20 protein-coding genes and 1 tRNA gene are annotated in these 17,959 nt (G+C 61.3%); 3 read left to right on the top strand and 18 right to left on the bottom strand.

Going from position 1 to position 17,959, the window contains the following annotated elements; genetic code table 11:
- The first annotated feature begins 28 nt into the window (after positions 1–28).
- The 3 genes from AC05QJ_RS08810 (at position 29) to AC05QJ_RS08800 (ending at position 3,931) form a co-directional block, all read left to right on the top strand.
- A complete protein-coding gene (locus AC05QJ_RS08810) occupies positions 29–535 on the top strand; it encodes an RNA polymerase sigma factor (protein ID WP_476746483.1) in 507 nt (168 codons plus the stop codon).
- Between the two features lie 5 nt (positions 536–540).
- Entirely contained in the window at positions 541–1,452 is a 912-nt protein-coding gene (locus tag AC05QJ_RS08805; RefSeq protein ID WP_476746482.1) for a FecR family protein, read from the top strand.
- A gap of 85 nt (positions 1,453–1,537) precedes the next feature.
- On the top strand, positions 1,538–3,931 hold the full coding sequence (locus tag AC05QJ_RS08800) for a TonB-dependent siderophore receptor (RefSeq protein WP_476746481.1): 2,394 nt from the start codon (positions 1,538–1,540) through the stop codon (positions 3,929–3,931).
- Positions 3,932–4,038: 107 nt separating this feature from the next.
- On the opposite strand, the gene AC05QJ_RS08795 is transcribed toward AC05QJ_RS08800, so the two are convergent.
- From AC05QJ_RS08795 to AC05QJ_RS08710, 18 genes are all read right to left on the bottom strand, one after another.
- Positions 4,039–4,114, bottom strand: a tRNA-Lys gene (locus AC05QJ_RS08795).
- A 61-nt stretch (positions 4,115–4,175) separates the two neighbouring features.
- Positions 4,176–4,850 (bottom strand): 7-cyano-7-deazaguanine synthase QueC, encoded by a 675-nt coding sequence (gene queC / locus AC05QJ_RS08790; protein WP_476746480.1) that lies wholly within the window; start codon positions 4,848–4,850, stop codon positions 4,176–4,178.
- Between the two features lie 14 nt (positions 4,851–4,864).
- A complete protein-coding gene (gene queE, locus AC05QJ_RS08785; RefSeq protein ID WP_476746479.1) occupies positions 4,865–5,512 on the bottom strand; it encodes a 7-carboxy-7-deazaguanine synthase QueE in 648 nt (215 codons plus the stop codon).
- Positions 5,513–5,670: 158 nt separating this feature from the next.
- Complete coding sequence (gene ybgF, locus AC05QJ_RS08780; protein WP_476746478.1) at positions 5,671–6,495, bottom strand: tol-pal system protein YbgF; 825 nt, start codon at positions 6,493–6,495, stop codon at positions 5,671–5,673.
- Between the two features lie 6 nt (positions 6,496–6,501).
- Positions 6,502–6,999 carry a peptidoglycan-associated lipoprotein Pal gene (gene pal / locus AC05QJ_RS08775; protein ID WP_042121796.1) on the bottom strand — a complete coding sequence of 166 codons (498 nt, stop codon included), beginning with the start codon at positions 6,997–6,999 and terminating at the stop codon, positions 6,502–6,504.
- Positions 7,000–7,051: 52 nt separating this feature from the next.
- On the bottom strand, positions 7,052–8,302 hold the full coding sequence (gene tolB, locus AC05QJ_RS08770; protein ID WP_476746477.1) for a Tol-Pal system beta propeller repeat protein TolB: 1,251 nt from the start codon (positions 8,300–8,302) through the stop codon (positions 7,052–7,054).
- A 47-nt stretch (positions 8,303–8,349) separates the two neighbouring features.
- The gene (gene tolA, locus AC05QJ_RS08765) at positions 8,350–9,438 is read right to left on the bottom strand and encodes a cell envelope integrity protein TolA (RefSeq protein ID WP_476746476.1); all 1,089 of its coding nucleotides are present in this window, start codon (positions 9,436–9,438) and stop codon (positions 8,350–8,352) included.
- Positions 9,438–9,890, bottom strand: a complete 453-nt coding sequence (tolR, locus tag AC05QJ_RS08760; RefSeq protein ID WP_009402103.1) for a protein TolR — start codon at positions 9,888–9,890, stop codon at positions 9,438–9,440. Before tolR ends, tolA begins: the two co-directional genes overlap by 1 nt.
- Before the next feature lie 14 nt (positions 9,891–9,904).
- A complete protein-coding gene (tolQ, locus tag AC05QJ_RS08755) occupies positions 9,905–10,600 on the bottom strand; it encodes a protein TolQ (protein WP_316920789.1) in 696 nt (231 codons plus the stop codon).
- A gap of 2 nt (positions 10,601–10,602) precedes the next feature.
- Entirely contained in the window at positions 10,603–11,058 is a 456-nt protein-coding gene (gene ybgC, locus AC05QJ_RS08750; RefSeq protein WP_476746475.1) for a tol-pal system-associated acyl-CoA thioesterase, read from the bottom strand.
- Positions 11,059–11,183: 125 nt separating this feature from the next.
- Entirely contained in the window at positions 11,184–12,239 is a 1,056-nt protein-coding gene (gene ruvB / locus AC05QJ_RS08745) for a Holliday junction branch migration DNA helicase RuvB (protein WP_476746474.1), read from the bottom strand.
- Positions 12,240–12,848: a Holliday junction branch migration protein RuvA gene (gene ruvA / locus AC05QJ_RS08740; protein WP_476746473.1), complete on the bottom strand. Its 609-nt coding sequence runs from the start codon at positions 12,846–12,848 to the stop codon at positions 12,240–12,242.
- An 87-nt stretch (positions 12,849–12,935) separates the two neighbouring features.
- On the bottom strand, positions 12,936–13,460 hold the full coding sequence (gene ruvC / locus AC05QJ_RS08735) for a crossover junction endodeoxyribonuclease RuvC (protein ID WP_476746472.1): 525 nt from the start codon (positions 13,458–13,460) through the stop codon (positions 12,936–12,938).
- Positions 13,461–13,562: 102 nt separating this feature from the next.
- Complete coding sequence (locus AC05QJ_RS08730; protein ID WP_476746471.1) at positions 13,563–14,309, bottom strand: YebC/PmpR family DNA-binding transcriptional regulator; 747 nt, start codon at positions 14,307–14,309, stop codon at positions 13,563–13,565.
- Between the two features lie 124 nt (positions 14,310–14,433).
- A complete protein-coding gene (aspS, locus tag AC05QJ_RS08725; RefSeq protein ID WP_476747897.1) occupies positions 14,434–16,209 on the bottom strand; it encodes an aspartate--tRNA ligase in 1,776 nt (591 codons plus the stop codon).
- A 94-nt stretch (positions 16,210–16,303) separates the two neighbouring features.
- Entirely contained in the window at positions 16,304–16,519 is a 216-nt protein-coding gene (locus AC05QJ_RS08720) for an FmdB family zinc ribbon protein (RefSeq protein WP_476746470.1), read from the bottom strand.
- Between the two features lie 121 nt (positions 16,520–16,640).
- Positions 16,641–16,985 carry a ribbon-helix-helix domain-containing protein gene (locus AC05QJ_RS08715; RefSeq protein WP_476746469.1) on the bottom strand — a complete coding sequence of 115 codons (345 nt, stop codon included), beginning with the start codon at positions 16,983–16,985 and terminating at the stop codon, positions 16,641–16,643.
- Positions 16,986–17,245: 260 nt separating this feature from the next.
- Entirely contained in the window at positions 17,246–17,719 is a 474-nt protein-coding gene (locus tag AC05QJ_RS08710) for a Dps family protein (protein ID WP_476746468.1), read from the bottom strand.
- Positions 17,720–17,959: the final 240 nt, after the last annotated feature.

The raw sequence follows: 17,959 nt of genomic DNA, 5'->3' as shown, positions 1-17,959 counted from the left end.
CTCGCCCTCCTCCCGGGATATGGCCGCCATGTCGAGCATGAGCACGGAAGAACTGGAGCAGGCATTCAAAGCCCACTCCCGTGAGCTGCGAGTGTTCCTCTATCGACAGCTGCAAAGTACCGAAACCGCTGCCGACCTGACCCAGGAAACCTGGCTGCGCATGCTGCGCCAGCGGCCGAGCACACCGGTGGCCAACCTGCGCGCCTTCATCTTCCGCATAGGCCGTAACCTGGCCATCGATCACCTGCGCAGCCGCATCTCCCGCGAACGCCATGATGAAGGTCTGGCCTACCTCTACGAAGTGACCGGGGAAAGTCCGGAACTGATCGACAGCGTCGCCGCCAGCCAGGAGCTGGAGGTACTCAATGCCGCACTGCAACGCATGGGCGAGCCGGAGCAGAGCATCTTTCTCAAGTGCCGGTTACAGGGCATCCCGCACAAGGAAGTGGCACGCGAGCTGGGCATGTCGCTCAGTTCGGTGGAGAAACATCTCGCCAGTGCGCTGGACTTTTTACGCCGCAGCCTTCAGCGTTGACCGCCATGCCTGACGTCAAGCCCGATTCCAACGACCTCCACGCCACGGCCCAGCATTGGGTCGTGCTACTCACGTCCGGCGATGTCGACCCCGCCGATATCGCCGCCGCCCGTGCCTGGTGTGCGGAAAGCCCTGCGCACCAGCAAGCCTTCGTCGAGGCCAGGCGCCTGTGGCAGTTGAGCGGGCATCTGCAGGCTCCGGTGGTCCGTCCACGCAAGGCATGGCCATGGGCAACCGCAGCAGTGCTGTTGATCGCCCTTGGTCTCGGACTGATCCGACAACAGGCCTGGGATGCGGACTACCGCACCGCCCACGGCGAGCAGCAGCGCATCGAACTGGCCGATGGCTCGCATATCCTGCTGGACTCGGACTCGGCGCTGGATGTCAGCCTCCACGATAATCGCCGGGAAATCACCCTGCGCAAGGGCGAGGCGCTGTTCGAGGTGGCTCACGATCCACAGCGGCCGTTCCAGGTTCAGGCGGGCGACCTGAGCGCCACCGCCCTGGGTACCGTATATGCGGTGCGCAAGCAGGGCGATGGCGTGCAAGTCACGGTGGCCCAGGGCCGCGTAGCCGTGAACGCAGCGCGCGACACGCTCACCCTCGGCGCCGGGGAACAGGTCAACTGGCAAGCGGGGATACTCCAGGAGAAACACAACATCGACACCGGCAAGGCCCTGGCCTGGCAGCACGGTCGCCTGGTATTCGAAATGACGCCGCTGGGAGATGTGCTCACCGAACTGCAACGCTACCGACCCGGATACCTGCTGATTGGCGATGACAGCCTGCGCACGCTCAAGGTCAGCGGCACCTTCCGCCTCGATCGCCTGGACGACGCCCTGGGCACACTGGAACAGGCATTTCCCCTGAGGATCCAGCGCTACACCGACTACCTGCTGGTCCTGCGCGCCCGCTGATCGCAATTATTTTTACGGGTTCGTCCACCTCACCCGTCTTCCCTCGCGAAAAAGATAATTGCTTGCATTTGCCAGGGAGAATCAGATGTACCCACTGTCCACCGCTCACCGCCCGATCGTCCTCGCCCTTCGCCGCGCCACGCTGCTGATGGGACTGCTGCCGGTCATGGCCTGGGCGCAACCGGTCGCCTTCGACATTCCCGCCCAATCGCTGGCCGGCGCGCTCAACCAGTTGGCCGAGCAAAGCGGCCTGCAAGTCATCTACAACGGCGAGCTGGTGCAGGGCCTGCACAGCCCGGCGGTCCAGGGTAGCCAGGAGCCGGAAGCCGCGCTCCAGCGCCTGCTGCAAGGCAGCGGATTGATCTGGCACAGCACCGGCCAGGGCAGCGTCATGCTGGAAAAACCCACGTCACAAGAGGGCGCGTTGCAACTGGGCGCCACCTCGATCAATGGCAGCCCGGTCAGCAGTGGCGTGAGCGAAGGCAGCAAGCGTTACACCCCCTCCGGCCCGAGCAGCACCGCCACCCGCCTCGGCATTAACCTGCGGGAAACCCCGCAGTCGGTCACCGTGGTCACCCGCCAGCGCATGGACGACCAGAACATGAAGGACCTGGACGATGTGCTGGAGAACACCACCGGCATCGTGGTCATGAAAAACGGCGGCGAGCGCTCCATGTACCAGGCCCGCGGGCAACTGGTGGAGAGCCTGCAAATCGACGGCGTACCGACCAATATCAGCAATGCCTACTCGATGGATGCGATCTCCAAGCCGGCCACCGATATCTACGACCGCGTCGAAGTGGTACGCGGCGCCACCGGCCTCACCGAAGGCGCCGGGACACCCTCGGCGGCGATCAACCTGGTGCGCAAGCGCCCGACCGCAGAGCCGCAGGCGCTGATCGAGACCTCGGTGGGTTCCTGGGACGACTACCGGGCGATGCTGGACCTGTCCTCGGCGCTCAACCCGGAAGGCACGCTGCGCGGCCGCACCGTGGTCAGCTACAACGACGCCAACAGCTACATGGATAACGTGAAGAAGGAGAACCAGCTGTTCTACGGCATCGTCGAGATGGACCTGACGCCGAACACCCTGGCCACCCTCGGCTTCTCCTGGCAGAAGGATCGCAACTCCGGGTATGACTGGTCTGCCCTGCCCACCCGCGAGGGCGGCTCGTTCTATCCGCTGTCGCGTTCGACCAATCTCACCGGCAAGTGGAACAAGCTGGACAAGCGCAACACCACGCTGTTCGCCGATATCCAGCACAGCTTCGACAATGACTGGAAACTGGTGGTGGCGGCCAACCAGATCTGGGCGAAGTCGGAATTTCTCGGCAACTACACCTGGCGGGTGAGTGGTGACCGCTTCTCCCTCAATCCCCGGCACTTTTTCTATGACGACACCCAGACCAGCCTCGATGGTTATGCGACCGGCCCGTTCCAGTTGTTCGGCCGGCGGCACGAACTGGTGCTGGGCGCCAACATCCGCCAGGACGACTTCGACTATCACGGCGGCCGCGACGCGACGTACAGCTACCAGCTGGACATGAACGATCTTTCCGCCTTCAACCCGCCAAAGCCGACCGCGCTCAATTCGAACCAGTGGAAATACAACATCACCCAACAGCAATCCGGTGTGTATAGCGCAGCTCGCTTCAGTCTGACCGACAGCACGAAGTTCATCCTCGGCAGCCGCCTGAGCTGGTTCAAAACCGAAAACATGACCAACACCACCGGTACCCCGCGCCACAGCGAGTACGCGAAAAACCAGGAAATCACCCCCTACGCCGGCCTGATACAGGAGCTGGGCGACAACCTGAGCGCCTATGCCAGCTACACCGAAATCTTCAAGCCCCAGAGCAACCGCGATATCAACGGTTCCATCCTCGAGCCCATGACCGGCAGCAACTATGAACTGGGACTCAAGGGCGAGTTTCTCGAACAACGCCTGAACGCCAGCGTGGCGCTGTTCCAGGCCGACCAGAGCGGACGTGCGGAGTACCTGATTCCCTGCGACTGCTACGAAGCTTCCGACAAGGTGCGCAACCGTGGCGTCGAACTGGAGCTCAACGGCGAACTGACGCCGGAGTGGAATCTGTCAGCGGGCTACACCTACACGCAGTCCAGGTACATCGGCGGCAGCCAGAAGGGTGAGGCATTTGCCTCGAATGCGCCGCGCCACCTGCTCAAGGTCGCCACCGACTACCGCCTGCCGGGTGTACTGAACAAGGCGCGAGTGGGCGGCAGCGTCAATGTGCAGAGCGAAATCAGCAACCGCGACGAGGGCTACAAGATCCGCCAGGGCGGTTATGCCGTCACCAACCTGCACGCAATCTACGAGCTCGATGAGCATCTGGAACTGCAGTACAACCTGGACAACGTCTTCGACCGGAAATACATCCAGACCGTGGGTAATGACAACTATTGGAACTTCTATGGCGAGCCACGCAACTTCAACGTGGCGCTGCGGGCGAAGTTTTAAGGACCCGGCAGGTCGGGCCTCATGGCCCGGCCTGTAGTGCTTCTGCAAAGCCGGAAACGAAAAAGCCCGCCGACCTCGAAAGGTGGCGGGCTTCTTCGTACTGCGTATGGTGGGTCGTGTAGGATTCGAACCTACGACCAATTGGTTAAAAGCCAACTGCTCTACCAACTGAGCTAACGACCCGTTGGATGGCGCGTATAATACTGATTTCTAACGGGAAATCAACACCCCATCGCAAAATAATTTAAAAATATCTCGTCGGGTCCTGAACGCCGGCCGCAGCGAAGCCTTCGGCACGCAGGCGGCAGCTGTCGCATTTGCCGCAGGCGCGGCCATCATCGTCGGCCTGATAGCAGGAAACGGTGAGGCTGTAGTCCACGCCACGGGCCATGCCAGCCTGGACGATCTGCGCCTTGCTGAGGTTCTGCAGCGGCGCCTGGATACGGAAGCCCTGCCCCTCCACACCGGCCTTGGTCGCCAGATTGGCCATGCGCTCGAAGGCCTCGACGAACTCCGGACGGCAATCCGGGTAGCCGGAGTAATCGACGGCGTTGACGCCGATGAAAATGTCCCGCGCCCCCAGCACTTCTGCCCAGCCCAGCGCCAGCGAGAGGAACACGGTATTGCGGGCCGGCACATAAGTCACCGGAATGCCTTCCGTTGGTGCCTCGGGTACATCGATACTGCTGTCGGTCAGGGCCGAGCCGCCCATACCGTCAAGATCGAGGCCGATCACTTTGTGCTGAACAGCACCCAGGTCACGCGCAACGCGGGCCGCCGCGTTGAGCTCGGCGCGGTGGCGCTGACCGTAGTCGAAGCTCATGGTGTAGCAGGAATAGCCTTCGGCCTTGGCCATGGCAACCACGGTGGCCGAATCCAGGCCGCCGGACAACAGAATCACCGCACGTTTCTCAGTCATTGCACACACTCCTCTCAGCGTCCCGGTTCATCGTTCCAGAGCAGTTTGTGCAACTGCATCTGCAAACGTACCGGCAGGTTGTCAGCCACGATCCAGTCCGCCAGATCGGTTGCGCTCAATTGATGATGGCTGGGGGAAAACAGCACTTCTCCGGCGCGTTTTTCGAGCCCGTACTGGATCAGCTTGGACACCGCCCAGTCGTAGTCCTCGCGCGAACACAGGACGAACTTGACCTGGTCGTTGGGCGTCAACAGTTCGATGTTCTCGTAGCGGTTGCGATGAACCTCTTCCGAGCCAGGCGTCTTGAGGTCCACGACACGGCTGACACGGGTGTCCACGGCAGAAATGTCCATGGAGCCGCTGGTTTCCAGGGAAACCTCGTAGCCGGCATCGCAGAGCCGTTTCAGCAGGGGAATGGCATTGGGCTGGGCCAACGGTTCGCCGCCAGTCACACAGACGTATCGGGGGCGATAGCTGGCGACCTGCTCCAGGATGGCGTCGAGTGTGTGCTGGCTGCCGCCGCTGAATGCGTAGGCGCTGTCGCAGTACTGGCAACGCAGAGGGCAGCCGGTGAGGCGCACGAAAACCGTGGGCAGCCCAGCGGTGCGCGTTTCACCCTGCAAGGAGTAAAAGATTTCGGTGATGCGTAATGTGTCTTGCATAGTCGCCACGGGCGTGACAGCTATACAGGCTGTCCGCCTCCGTCAGGCACTGCTGCGAACTCGACATAGCGTTATCCGCAACAGCGTATTTCATAAAAGGGCGCAGATTCTAACGAAAAAACCCGCGACAAGCGCGGGTTTCTTTCAAGACAGGCGATTCAGAGCTTCTGCAGGTCGCGCTGGGCCAGTTGAGCGGCCGAGGTGCCCGGGTACTGGGTCACAACCTGCTGAAGGATGCCCTTCACGCGGTCGGTGTGACCGAGACGACGCTCGACATCAGCCAGCTTGTACAGCGAGTCCGGCACCTTGTTGTGCTTCGGATAGAGCTGGCTGACCTTGGCGAAAGCCTGGCCTGCACCCTGCAGATCGCCTTTGGCAAGGTTCACCTCACCCAGCCAGTACTGGGCGTTGCCCGCGTATTGGCTGTTGGGGTATTTGCGCAGGAAGGCATTGAATGCCTGGCTGGCCTTGTCGAAATCCTTGGCCTTGATGAGGTCGAAGGCAGCGTCGTAGTACAGTTTTTCCTTCGCCGGATCACCCGGCTCGGTACTCGCACCCGGCGCGCTGGCAGCCGGGGCGGTGTTGCCGCCGGCAGGTGCAGAAGCACCGCCGTCAGCGGAATTCTCGGGGGTTGCGGTCGGTGCCGGGGCAGCGCCGCTGGAGATACGTCGATCCAGGTCCTGATAACGCTCCAGGCCTTCCTGTTTCAGACGGGACACTTCGTTCTGCAGGATCTCGATCGTGTTCTGCTGGCGATCGATCTGCTCCTGCATCTGTTGCAACTGCATGAATAGCTGGCCCTGTGCAGAGGCAGGGGTCGAAACCCCTCCCCCGGCATAGGCGCCGTTCGTACCGTAACCCGCTGGCGGATAGCTGCTGGAGCCGCTATAGCCAGCGTTGTCATCGACAACAGGAACCTCAGCCGCAGCCATGAGAGGCAGGGTGAGAGCCAGGACGGTTACAGCACGACGGCACGCTCGCATATCGAATTACTTACGCAGTTCGACGCGACGGTTTTGAGCCCAGGACTGCTCGTCGTTGCCGGTGGCAACTGGACGCTCTTCGCCGTAGGAAACCAGTTCCAGCTGAGCTGGGGAAACGCCTTGCAGCACCAGGTAGCGCTGAACGGCTTTCGCACGACGCTCGCCCAGAGCCATGTTGTACTCGCGAGTACCACGCTCGTCGGTGTTGCCTTCCAGAACGACGCGAGCGCCGTTGCCTTTCAGGTCCTTGGCGTGAACGTCCAGAGCGCGCATGGCTTCTGGCTTCAGGTCCGAGCTGTCGTATTCGAAGTAGAAGGTGGTGATTGCGCGCAGAGCAGCTTCTTCGCTCAGGCTGCCGTCAACGGCACCAGTGTTAGCGCCGTAACCAGCGTTTGGATCGACAGCGCCTTCGCCAGCGTTGTCGCCGCCTTTCGAGGAGCAACCTACAGCTACGGCCATGGCCAGAGCCAGCGCAGCAAACTTACCAAACTTCAGCATTTCCATCGTGAAACTCCTAATGAACCCCAGTGTGTTAAGTAAAACGTGTATCGCCGCATCAGTTCAGGTAAGGGGACCAGGACGGTTCTCTGACTTCGCCTTGAGCGGTAGGAAGCGGGAGCCTCACGCGTCCGTTGAGAGAGACGAGCATCAAGACTCCCCGGCCCTGCTGGCGGGTGGCGTAGATTAGCATGGTGCCGTTTGGCGCAACAGTGGGAGACTCATCAAGGTTGGTGTCCGTGAGGATCTTTACACTGCCGCGTTGCAGGTCTTGCGCCGCCACTTTGAAGTTGGTGAAGCCATCCTGGCGATGGATCATCACCAGCGTCTTTTCATCGGCCGAAAGTTTCGGGTTGGCGTTGTAGTTACCCACGAAGGTAACGCGCTCGGCGCCACCGCTGCCAATGGTGGTCTTGTAGATCTGTGGCTTGCCGCCGCGGTCCGACGTGAAGTACAGGGTCGAGCCATCCTTGCCGAAGAACGGCTCGGTATCGATGGCCGGGCTGTTGGTCACACGGGTCATCTGGCGAGAGCCCATGTCCATCACGTAGATCTCCGGGTTGCCATCACGCGACAGCACGAATGCCAGGCGATTGCCATCCGGCGACCACGCCGGCGCACCGTTGAGGCCTTCGAAGTTGGTGATCTGCTCACGACGACCGGTGTCGATGTGCTGGACGAAGATCCGCGGACGGCGCTGCTCGAACGATACATAGGCGATGCGCTTGCCATCCGGCGCGAAGCGCGGCGACAGGATCGGCTCGCGTGATTGCAGCAGGGTCACGGCACGGGCGCCGTCATAGTCGGACCGTTGCAGCGTGTAACGCGTGCTGTTGGCCGAGAAACGCTCGGCCGTCACGTACAGCATACGGGTGGAGAAGGCACCCTTGATGCCGGTGAGCTTTTCGAACGACTGGTCGGCAATGTAGTGCGACATGTCGCGCAGTTGGTCGACGCTGCCGGACACGCTGCCGGTCAGCACCTGCTGCTCGGTGGCTACGTTGAACAGTGCGTATTGCACCTGCAGGCGGCCGCCGGCAGGAACGATGCTGCCGACCATGACGTACTGGGCACCCAGCGCTTTCCAGTCACGGAAGATGACTTCGCTGGCCTGGCTCGGCTGGCTGATCATGTTCTGGCGCGGAATCGGCGAGTAGTAGCCCGAGTTGCGCAGGTCGTTGCCGATGATGTCAGCCATGTCCTCAGGCAACACGCTGCCGCCCTGCAGACCGAAAGGCACCACGGCAATCGGCGTGGCGCGGTCGCTGCCACTGGTTACCAGGATGTTCTTTTCTTCTGCGTTGGCCATCCCTGCTGCACAGCAGAGAACGACCAGCAGTCCTCTAAGAAGGTTAATCACAAGGCAAGGTCCTCAGGTGTGAATGTCATCTTGAATGAACGATACGGGTTGAATTCGCTCGGTTTCAAACCCTGCATCTCGGTCAGGCGGCCAATGTTCTTGACTGCCGCTACCGCAGAACTGTCGAACGGACCGTCACCACTGGAGCGTGCAACGCTGACGTTGGTGATGGTGCCATCAGGCAGCATGTTGATCTGCAGGACCACGGTCATGTTCTTGCGCGCAGAAGGCGGTCGGGCCCAGCCTTCGGCCGCACGGGCACGAATCAGGTCGTCGAAGTCGCCGGCCACCTGGTCGCCCTGCTCGTCCGCCAGCGCCTGCTGGCGCTCGGTGGTGTCCGACAACAGCTCGGCCAGTGCCTGGGCCTTCTTGTCTTCCGCCGCCTTGCGAGCTGCTTCCGTAGCCTTTTTCTTCTCCGCGTCGGCCGCCGCTTTCTTCTTGGCGTCCTCTGCAGCCTTTTTCTTCGCTTCCTCGGCTGCCGCCGCTTTCTTCTTCGCGTCCTCGGCGGCCTTCTTCTTGGCGTCCTCGGCCGCTTTCTTCTTGGCCTCTTCAGCCGCCTGCTTCTTGGCCTCTTCCTCAGCCTTCTTCTTGGCTTCTTCTTCGGCCTTCTTCTTGGCGATATCAGCCAGTTGCTTCTCTTCGGCTTTCTTGGCCTCTTCCGCTTTTTTCGCGGCGTCGGCTTTCTTGGCCTCGTCAGCCTTCTTCGCTTCTTCAGCCTTCTTGGCTTCAGCCGCCTGACGCGCCTCTTCGGCCTTTTGAGCAGCCTCTTCTTTCTTTTGTTCCGCAGCCTTCACCGCTTCCTGCTTCTGCTGCTCGACCTTCTTCTGCTCCATCTGCTCTTCTTCGGTCTGGCGCGAAGCGGTCTTCTTCGCTTCCCCGGCAATCTTCTGATTGGTCTGGGTCGTCGCCTGGCTCTTGGATTTCAGCTGATAGAGAGTGGCCTGGACAATAGGCTTGGCCGGCGGCAGTTCAGGGGTGAAGGCGAAGCTGACGAACAGCATGCCGAACACCAGAACGTGCAGCGCGATGGCCCAGATGCTGGGCCAGAAGTAGCTTTCCGAGGCGGATGGCTCTCGCTGTTGCATCAGGGCGCCTCGGTAATCAGGCCAACGTTACCGACACCGGCCTTCTGCAACCCGCCCATGGCGCCCATGACCGCACCGTAGTCGACCGCCTTGTCGCCCCGGATGAAGACCTGGGTCTGCTTGCCCTGATCGCGACCGGCAGCAATGATCTTGGTCACGGCATCGGTCATCTGCGGCAAGGTCATGGCCTTGTCCATCTGCTTGTCGGTGTCGACTTCGCTGCCAAGGTTCCAGTAGTAGGTCTTGTCAGCCTTGATCGAAATGGTCAGGACCTGGACGTTGTTGTCCTGCGGCAGGGCCTCGCTGGAGACCTTCGGCAGGTCGACCTTCACGCCCTGGTTGAGCATCGGTGCGGTGACCATGAAGATGACCAGCAGTACCAACATCACGTCGATGTAGGGCACCACGTTCATCTCGGCGACCGGCTTGCGTTTTTGGCGAACTCGAGCCATGGGCTTTTACCTGATCACTCTTCGCTGGTGTGCACTTTGCGGTGCAGGATGGCCTGGAATTCGTCGGCGAACGTGTAGTAACGACCGATCAGCACTTCACTGCGGGCAGAGAAACGGTTGTAGGCGATAACGGCGGGAATGGCGGCGAACAGGCCGATCGCGGTGGCGATCAAGGCCTCGGCGATGCCTGGTGCAACGGTGGCCAGGGTCGCCTGCTGCGCAGTGGCCAGGCCGCGGAAGGAGTTCATGATCCCCCAGACGGTACCGAACAGACCGATATACGGGCTGGTGGAACCCACGGTGGCAAGGAACGGCAGGCTCTGCTCGAGCTTCTCTTCTTCGCGCGAGATCGCGACGCGCATGGCACGACCGACGCCTTCCATCACTGCATCCGGATCGACACCTGGCTGCTGGCGCAGACGGGAGAATTCCTTGAAGCCGGCGCGGAAGACCTGCTCGACACCGGAATCAGGGTCCGGGTTGCTGCCAGCCTGGCGATACAGCTTGGACAGATCGATTCCCGACCAGAAGCGTTCCTCGAAGCTGTCCAGGGCACGACGACCGGCACGCAGCATGGTGCTGCGCTGAAAAATCATGATCCATGAGGTCACCGATGCGGCAACCAGGGCCAGCATGACCAGCTGTACCACGATGCTGGCATTGCTGACCAGGCTCCACATGGAGGTATGGTCGACGACGTTAGCTTCCACGCTTAATCTCCTGCATTTGAATGTATGCCCGGACCATCTGCCTCGGCGAAGGCTGCTCGCAGCTCGGAGGGAATGGCCCGGGGTTTGAAAGTATCGGCACGTACACACGCCACCAGGAACTGCCCTTCGCAGAGCAGCGTTGCGTCACTCTCGCGCCAGACCTGCTGCACGAAACGCAGGCTGGCACGATTCAATTCAAGCACTTGCGCCGTGACCCGCAATTCATCGTCCAGCCGGGCCGGCGCGTGATAGCGCGCCTCCGCAGAATGGACCACAAACAGCGTGTTTTCTTGCGCCAGCGTCGACTGGGCGAAACCCAGGGCACGCAGATATTCGGTGCGGGCCCGCTCCATGAATTTCAGATAATTGACGTAATACACAACGCCGCCCGCATCGGTATCCTCGTAATAGACGCGGTAACGATGTGCGAACGGCTCAACCCCATTTTGCGCGCGCATACTCTAGTGCTAACTCCTCAGCTTGCCAATCCGCCCAACCAACTGTTTTTAACGGATTATGTCGTATTGCCAGCGCGCCCGGACCCTGTCCGCGGATAGGACCACAAAAGCACAGGATAAATCTGTCACTCATCGGCCAGATCGGAAAAATCAGTGCTACCAGATGCTTCCGACATGCGCGTAGGAATGTTCAACCCAAAATGCAGATAGGCATGTCGGGTGACGACCCGGCCGCGCGGCGTGCGCATGATGTAACCCTGCTGGATCAGATAAGGCTCCAACACATCCTCGATGGTGTGACGCTCTTCACTGATCGCAGCCGCAAGACTGTCGACACCCACCGGTCCGCCATCGAACTTCTCGATCATGGTCAACAGCAGGCGGCGGTCCTGATGGTCGAAGCCGCGCTCATCCACATCCAGCAGATTCAGCGCCATGTCCGCCACGCCCTTGGTGATGTGGCCCTTGCCCCTCACCTCGGCGTAATCACGCACCCTGCGCAGCAGGCGATTGGCGATCCGCGGCGTCCCACGGGCGCGCCGGGCGATCTCGAAGGCACCTTCATCCTCGATCTGCAAACCGAGAATCCCGCCCGAGCGACTGACAATGGTCGACAGATCAGCGTTGTTGTAGAACTCCAGACGCTGGACGATACCGAAGCGGTCACGCAACGGGTTGGTCAGCATGCCGGCACGGGTGGTCGCCCCCACCAGGGTGAACGGCGGCAAGTCGAGCTTGATCGAACGCGCGGCCGGCCCTTCGCCGATCATGATGTCCAGCTGGAAATCTTCCATGGCCGGGTACAGCACCTCCTCCACGACCGGGGACAAGCGATGGATCTCGTCGATGAACAGCACGTCGTGGGGTTCGAGGTTGGTCAGCATCGCAGCGAGGTCCCCGGGGCGCTCCAGGATCGGGCCCGAGGTGCTTTTGATGGACACGCCCATTTCCTGGGCGATGATGTTGGCGAGGGTCGTCTTGCCCAGCCCCGGGGGGCCGAAGATCAAGGTGTGGTCCAGCGACTCGCCGCGCCCACGGGCCGCCTGGATGAACAGTGCCATCTGCTCGCGAACCACCGGCTGGCCAATGTATTCGGCCAGGCGCAGCGGACGGATCGCGCGATCCTGGACTTCTTCGCGGTCGCGGCCGGAAGCGGCTATCAAACGGTCGGCTTCGATCACTTAAATCATCCCTTTCAGACTGCGCCGGATCAGCTCTTCGCTGCTCAGGCCCTTGGCATCCACCGCCGCTACCGCGCGGCTGGCCTCTTGAGGTTTATAGCCCAGGGAAATCAGGGCGCTCACCGCATCGGCCTCAGCGGTGGAAACCGTCGGAACCGGAGCCGGGCCGTTCGGCACCAGCTGGAACATGCTCGGCACGGTTTCCCATGCCTTGAAGCGGTCCTTGAGTTCGACCAGCAGACGCTCGGCGGTCTTCTTGCCGACGCCCGGCACCTTGACCAGCGCCGAGGAATCCTGAGCCTGGACACAGCGGACCAGGTCATCGACTTCCAACCCCGACATCAGCGCCAGCGCCAGCTTTGGCCCGACACCATTGAGCCGGATCAGCTCGCGAAACAGCTCGCGCTCGCGCTTTTCATGAAAGCCGTACAACAGATGGGCATCCTCGCGCACGATCAGATGGGTGTGCAAGGTCACGGTTTCGCCGACTTTCGGCAAGCGATAGAGGGTAGTCATCGGCACTTCCAGCTCATAGCCGAGACCGTTGATGTCGATAATCAGGTGCGGCGGCTGCTTTTCAGCCAGGGTGCCGCGCAAACGTCCAATCACGTTCAGGTCCTTTCATGGGCTCCGGCAGGATGCCGCAGCGCCAGCCGCCATTCGCCGGCTGGAAAAAAATACGAAGCACGGATGCTATCAGAGACGCAGGCGTCCGTTGCGACTTCGCGCGACACCCAGACCATGCGGTATCAGGCTGGAACGCGTATGCGCATGACAAAGCGCGATAGCCAGGGCATCGGAGGCGTCCACCTGCGGTTTCTGGGTGAGCTTGAGCAAATGCATGACCATCATCATCACTTGCTCCTTGTTGGCCCCGCCGGTACCCGCTACTGCCTGCTTGACCTGGCTGGCGCTGTACTCGGCGATCTCCAGCCCCGCCTCGGCTGCAGCAACGATGGCAGCGCCCCGCGCCTGGCCGAGCTTGAGGGCGGAATCGGCGTTACGCGCCATGAACACCCGCTCGATGCCCATGGTTACCGGGCCATACTGCTGAATGATCTCGCCCACGCCCCGGAAAACGATCTGCAGCCGTTCATGCAGCTCGCCGCTGCCCGTGCGGATACACCCTGACGCCACATACTCGCAGCCGCGCCCGCCGTGACGAATCACGCCGTAGCCGGTAATCCGCGAGCCGGGGTCGATACCAAGAATCAGAGTCATAACGCCTGCACGACAAAAGGCACGTCACCGCACCATATCCCAAAGACAAAAGCCGGCCCCGCCTGTCGACGGGGCCGGCCTCGAAACAGCCGGGCAACGACCTCAGCCGAGCTTTTCCATGACCTCGTCAGGAATCTCCGCATTGGAATAGACGTTCTGCACGTCATCCAGGTCTTCCAGCATGTCGATCAGCTTGAGCACCTTCTGCGCGCCGTCCAGATCCAGCTCCGCGCTGGTGGTCGGCTGCATGACGATTTCCGCGTCGGCGGCCTTGAAACCCGCCGCCTCCAGTGCACTGCGTACAGCATAGAAGCTGGCGAACGAGGTGAACACGTCGAAGGAGCCGTCACCATTGCTGACCACATCGTCCGCATCGGCTTCCATGGCTGCTTCCATCAGCGCATCCTCGTCGACGCCCGCTTCGAAGCTGATCTGTCCCTTGCGCTCGAACAGATAGGCCACCGAACCGTCGGTCCCCAGGTTACCGCCACATTTGCTGAACGCATGACGCACAGCGGCTGCAGTACGGTTGCGGTTGTCAGTCATGGCTTCGACCATGATTGCCACGCCGCCCGGGCCGTAGCCCTCGTAGCTGAGCTCCTCGACGTTGTCGGCCTCGGCCGTGCCGGCACCGCGGGCGATGGCCCGGTCGATGATGTCGCGGCTCATGTTCGCACCCAGCGCCTTGTCCAGCGCCAGACGCAGGCGCGGGTTGGCAGACGGATCACCGCCACCCTGCTTGGCCGCGACGGTCAGCTCACGAATCCACTTGGTGAAGATCTTGCCTCTCTTGGCATCCTGGCGCTCTTTGCGGTGCTTGATGTTCGCCCACTTGGAATGGCCCGCCATAACTGACTCCAAAAATCCTTGAAACACCAACACGCCCCTTCCCGCCCGCAGACCGGAAGAGGCCATTCAAACTCAGCACCCTTAAAGCAAAGGCGCATCACTCAGGATGCGCCTCGGGGTCCGCTTACTCAGCCTTCGGCTGTTCGCGCAGACGGATGTGCAGCTCGCGCAGGGCCTTGGCATCCACCAGGCCAGGTGCTTGGGTCATGACGCACGCGGCGCTCTGGGTTTTCGGGAAGGCGATCACTTCACGGATCGACTGGGCGCCGGTCATCAGCATCACCAGGCGATCCAGACCGAAGGCCAGGCCACCGTGCGGCGGAGCACCGAATTTCAGGGCGTCGAGCAGGAAGCCGAACTTCTCTTCCTGTTCTGCCGCCTCGATACCCAGCAGACGGAACACCGCCTGCTGCATTTCCTTGCGGTGGATACGGATCGAACCACCGCCCAGTTCGGTACCGTTCAGCACCATGTCGTAAGCGCGGGACAGCGCGGCGGCCGGGTTGGCTTCCAGCTCTTCCGGCGTGCATTTCGGCGCGGTGAACGGGTGATGCAGCGCGGTGAAGCTGCCGTCTTCGTTCTCTTCAAACATCGGGAAGTCGACGACCCACATCGGCGCCCACTCGCAGGTGTACAGATTGAAGTCGGCACCCAGCTTGATACGCAGCGCACCCAGGGCTTCGCTGACGATCTTGGCCTTGTCGGCACCGAAGAAGACGATGTCGCCATCGACCGCACCCACGCGATCGAGAATCACGTTCAGGTTGCCTTCCGGGATGTTCTTCACGATCGGCGACTGCAGGCCTTCAACGCCCTTGGCGCGCTCGTTGACCTTGATGTACGCCAGGCCCTTGGCACCGTAGATGCCGACGAACTTGGTGTACTCGTCGATCTTGCTGCGCGGCATGCTCGCGCCACCAGGCAGGCGCAGCGCGGTAACGCGGCATTTCGGATCGTTGGCAGGGCCTGCGAAGACCTTGAAATCGACGTCTTTCAGTTGGTCGGCAACATCAACCAGCTCCAGCGGGATACGCAGGTCCGGCTTGTCGGAACCGTAGCGGCGCTGGGCTTCTTCGAAGGTCATGTGCGGGAATTCGCCGAATTCCAGGTCCAGGACTTCCTTGAACAGCTTGCGGATCATGCTTTCGGTCAGGCCGATGATCTCGGACTCGTCGAGGAAGCTGGTCTCGATGTCGATCTGGGTGAATTCCGGCTGGCGGTCGGCACGCAGGTCTTCGTCACGGAAGCACTTGGCGATCTGGTAGTAGCGGTCGAAGCCGGCGACCATCAGCAGCTGCTTGAACAGCTGAGGCGATTGCGGCAGGGCGAAGAAGCTGCCGGCGTGGGTGCGGCTCGGCACCAGGTAGTCACGCGCGCCTTCCGGCGTGGCACGGGTCAGGATCGGGGTTTCGACGTCGAGGAAGCCGTTCTCGTCGAGGAAGCGACGGATGCTGGAGGTGATGCGCGAACGCAGACGCAGCTTGTCGGCCATTTCCGGACGGCGCAGGTCGATGAAGCGGTAGCGCAGGCGGGTTTCCTCGCCAACGTCGGAGAATTCGTTCAGCGGGAACGGCGGGGTTTCGGCTTCGTTCAGCACTTCCAGCTCGTAGCCCAGTACTTCGATGGCACCGGAAGCCATGTTGGGGTTCACGGCGCCGGCAGGACGCGGGCGAACCTTACCGGTGATTTTCACCACGTATTCGCTGCGCACGCGGTCGGCAGCGGCGAAGCTGTCAGCGCGATCCGGGTCGAAAACGACCTGAGCCATGCCTTCGCGGTCACGGATATCGAGGAAGATCACCCCGCCGTGGTCGCGACGACGATGGACCCAGCCGCAAAGGGTAATTTCCTGACCTTCCAGGCTCTCGTTCAGTTGGCCGCAATAGTGGCTGCGCATCATGATGGTGGTTTCGCTTCTCGTCATTCGTGAATTCGTATCGGCCATGGCGGCCGGAAAGGGTCAATAGTGCAAGACCCGGGCGGTTCAGTTCAACTCAGTCGCCACTGCCGGCCAGGTTCTTTTTCGCGCCCGTCTTGAAATCGGTTTCGTACCAGCCCTTGCCGCTCAGGCGAAAGCCGGGGGCGGACAATACTTTCTTCAGTTCAGGTTGCTGGCAGGCCGGGCAGTCGGTCAGCGCTGCCGCGCTGATCTTCTGGAGAACTTCCATCTGGTGGCTGCAGGAAGCACATTGATAGTCGTACAGAGGCATGAGGCGTTTCTCGTTGATCCCTGGGCGGGCCGCGCCGCGCAGTAAAGGGCGGGATTATATATGGTTAGCCGGGGCTGTGCAGCCCGGCGGCGAGCCGCCCAGCGCGAACGGTCGCCCGCCGTCAATGCGCGCAAGGCGACTGCCCAAGGCCCTGCTCCAGCAGGAAGACCACACAGATCACCCGCACCAGGCCACTGAAGTTCCTTACCCCGCCGTGCCGCAGATGCACCTCGCGATCGACATGGGACAGCACCGCATTCACCGTGCAGCGGTTGGCACGGGCGATCCGCTCCAGCACGATCCAGTAGATGGCCTCCAGGCGCAGACAGGTGGCGAAGCCATTGAGCCGTACCGAGCGGGACAGCGGCTGGGCCAGATTCATGTTGAAATCCGATTCGAATGGGTCGATACCGATAGTCTGGAGTTCGCCCGGGCGGCGCCCTCCTTGATTCAAGCGTCGAGACATTGCAATACCACGCAATTAAGGCAGGGAAATTGAATACATGCATGCAGGTTCTGCATGCCCCTGACATAAAGCGCCGAGGCAATGAGGCGGCACCAGCAGACGGCTGAACTCTTGCCGTAGGAGCAATCGGCAATCAGCCATCCATTGAATAACCAGAGAAAAGGCTTCCCGGCGATTGAAGACATCCATTCGCGGGCACTAAAAAGCCCGGCATTCCTCTCGGAATACCGGGCTTGCAAGGGTACGGATTCGCCCCGGAATTACTTGCCTTCGAGCAGCACGCGCAACATCCACGCAGTCTTCTCATGCACCTGCATGCGCTGGGTCAGCAGGTCGGCAGTGGGCTCATCGCTCACTTTGTCAGTCAGCGGGAATACGCTGCGGGCGGTACGCACCACAGCTTCCTGACCTTCCACCAGATACTTGATCATGTCGTCAGAGGACGGCACGCCTTCGGTTTCCTTGATCGACGCAAGCTTCAGGTACTGGGCATAGGTACCGGGGGCCGGGAAACCCAGGGCACGGATGCGCTCGGCGATGGCATCCACCGCCAGGGCCAGTTCGTTGTACTGCTCTTCGAACATCAGGTGCAGGGTCCGGAAGCTCGGGCCGGTCACGTTCCAGTGGAAGTTATGCGTCTTCAGGTAGAGCACATAGGTGTCCGCCAGCAGGCGGGACAAGCCGTCGGCGATGGACGCACGATCTTCCTGGCTGATTCCGATATCAATTGCCATATGAAAAAGTCCTTCCTCTGATTGTCGGCTCAACATAACCGCCCCACTGTATCAAGAGTTTTCCCGCCATGCAGCTTCGCCGCCGCGACGCCGTGCTGCAGCCCGCGATGGCCGGGCATCCCGCTGATTTGAGAAGCCTCGGGCTTTGCTGTTAAATAGACAGCGTGCCGTCATGGCTGACTGTCAGCGCCATGGCGCATAGGCTGAACCTTCCACGCTTTTGCGCATTTTCGTGTACCG

The organism is Pseudomonas sp. TUM25319 (genome assembly GCF_056388475.1).
This window is presented reverse-complemented; position numbering and strand designations above follow the sequence as displayed.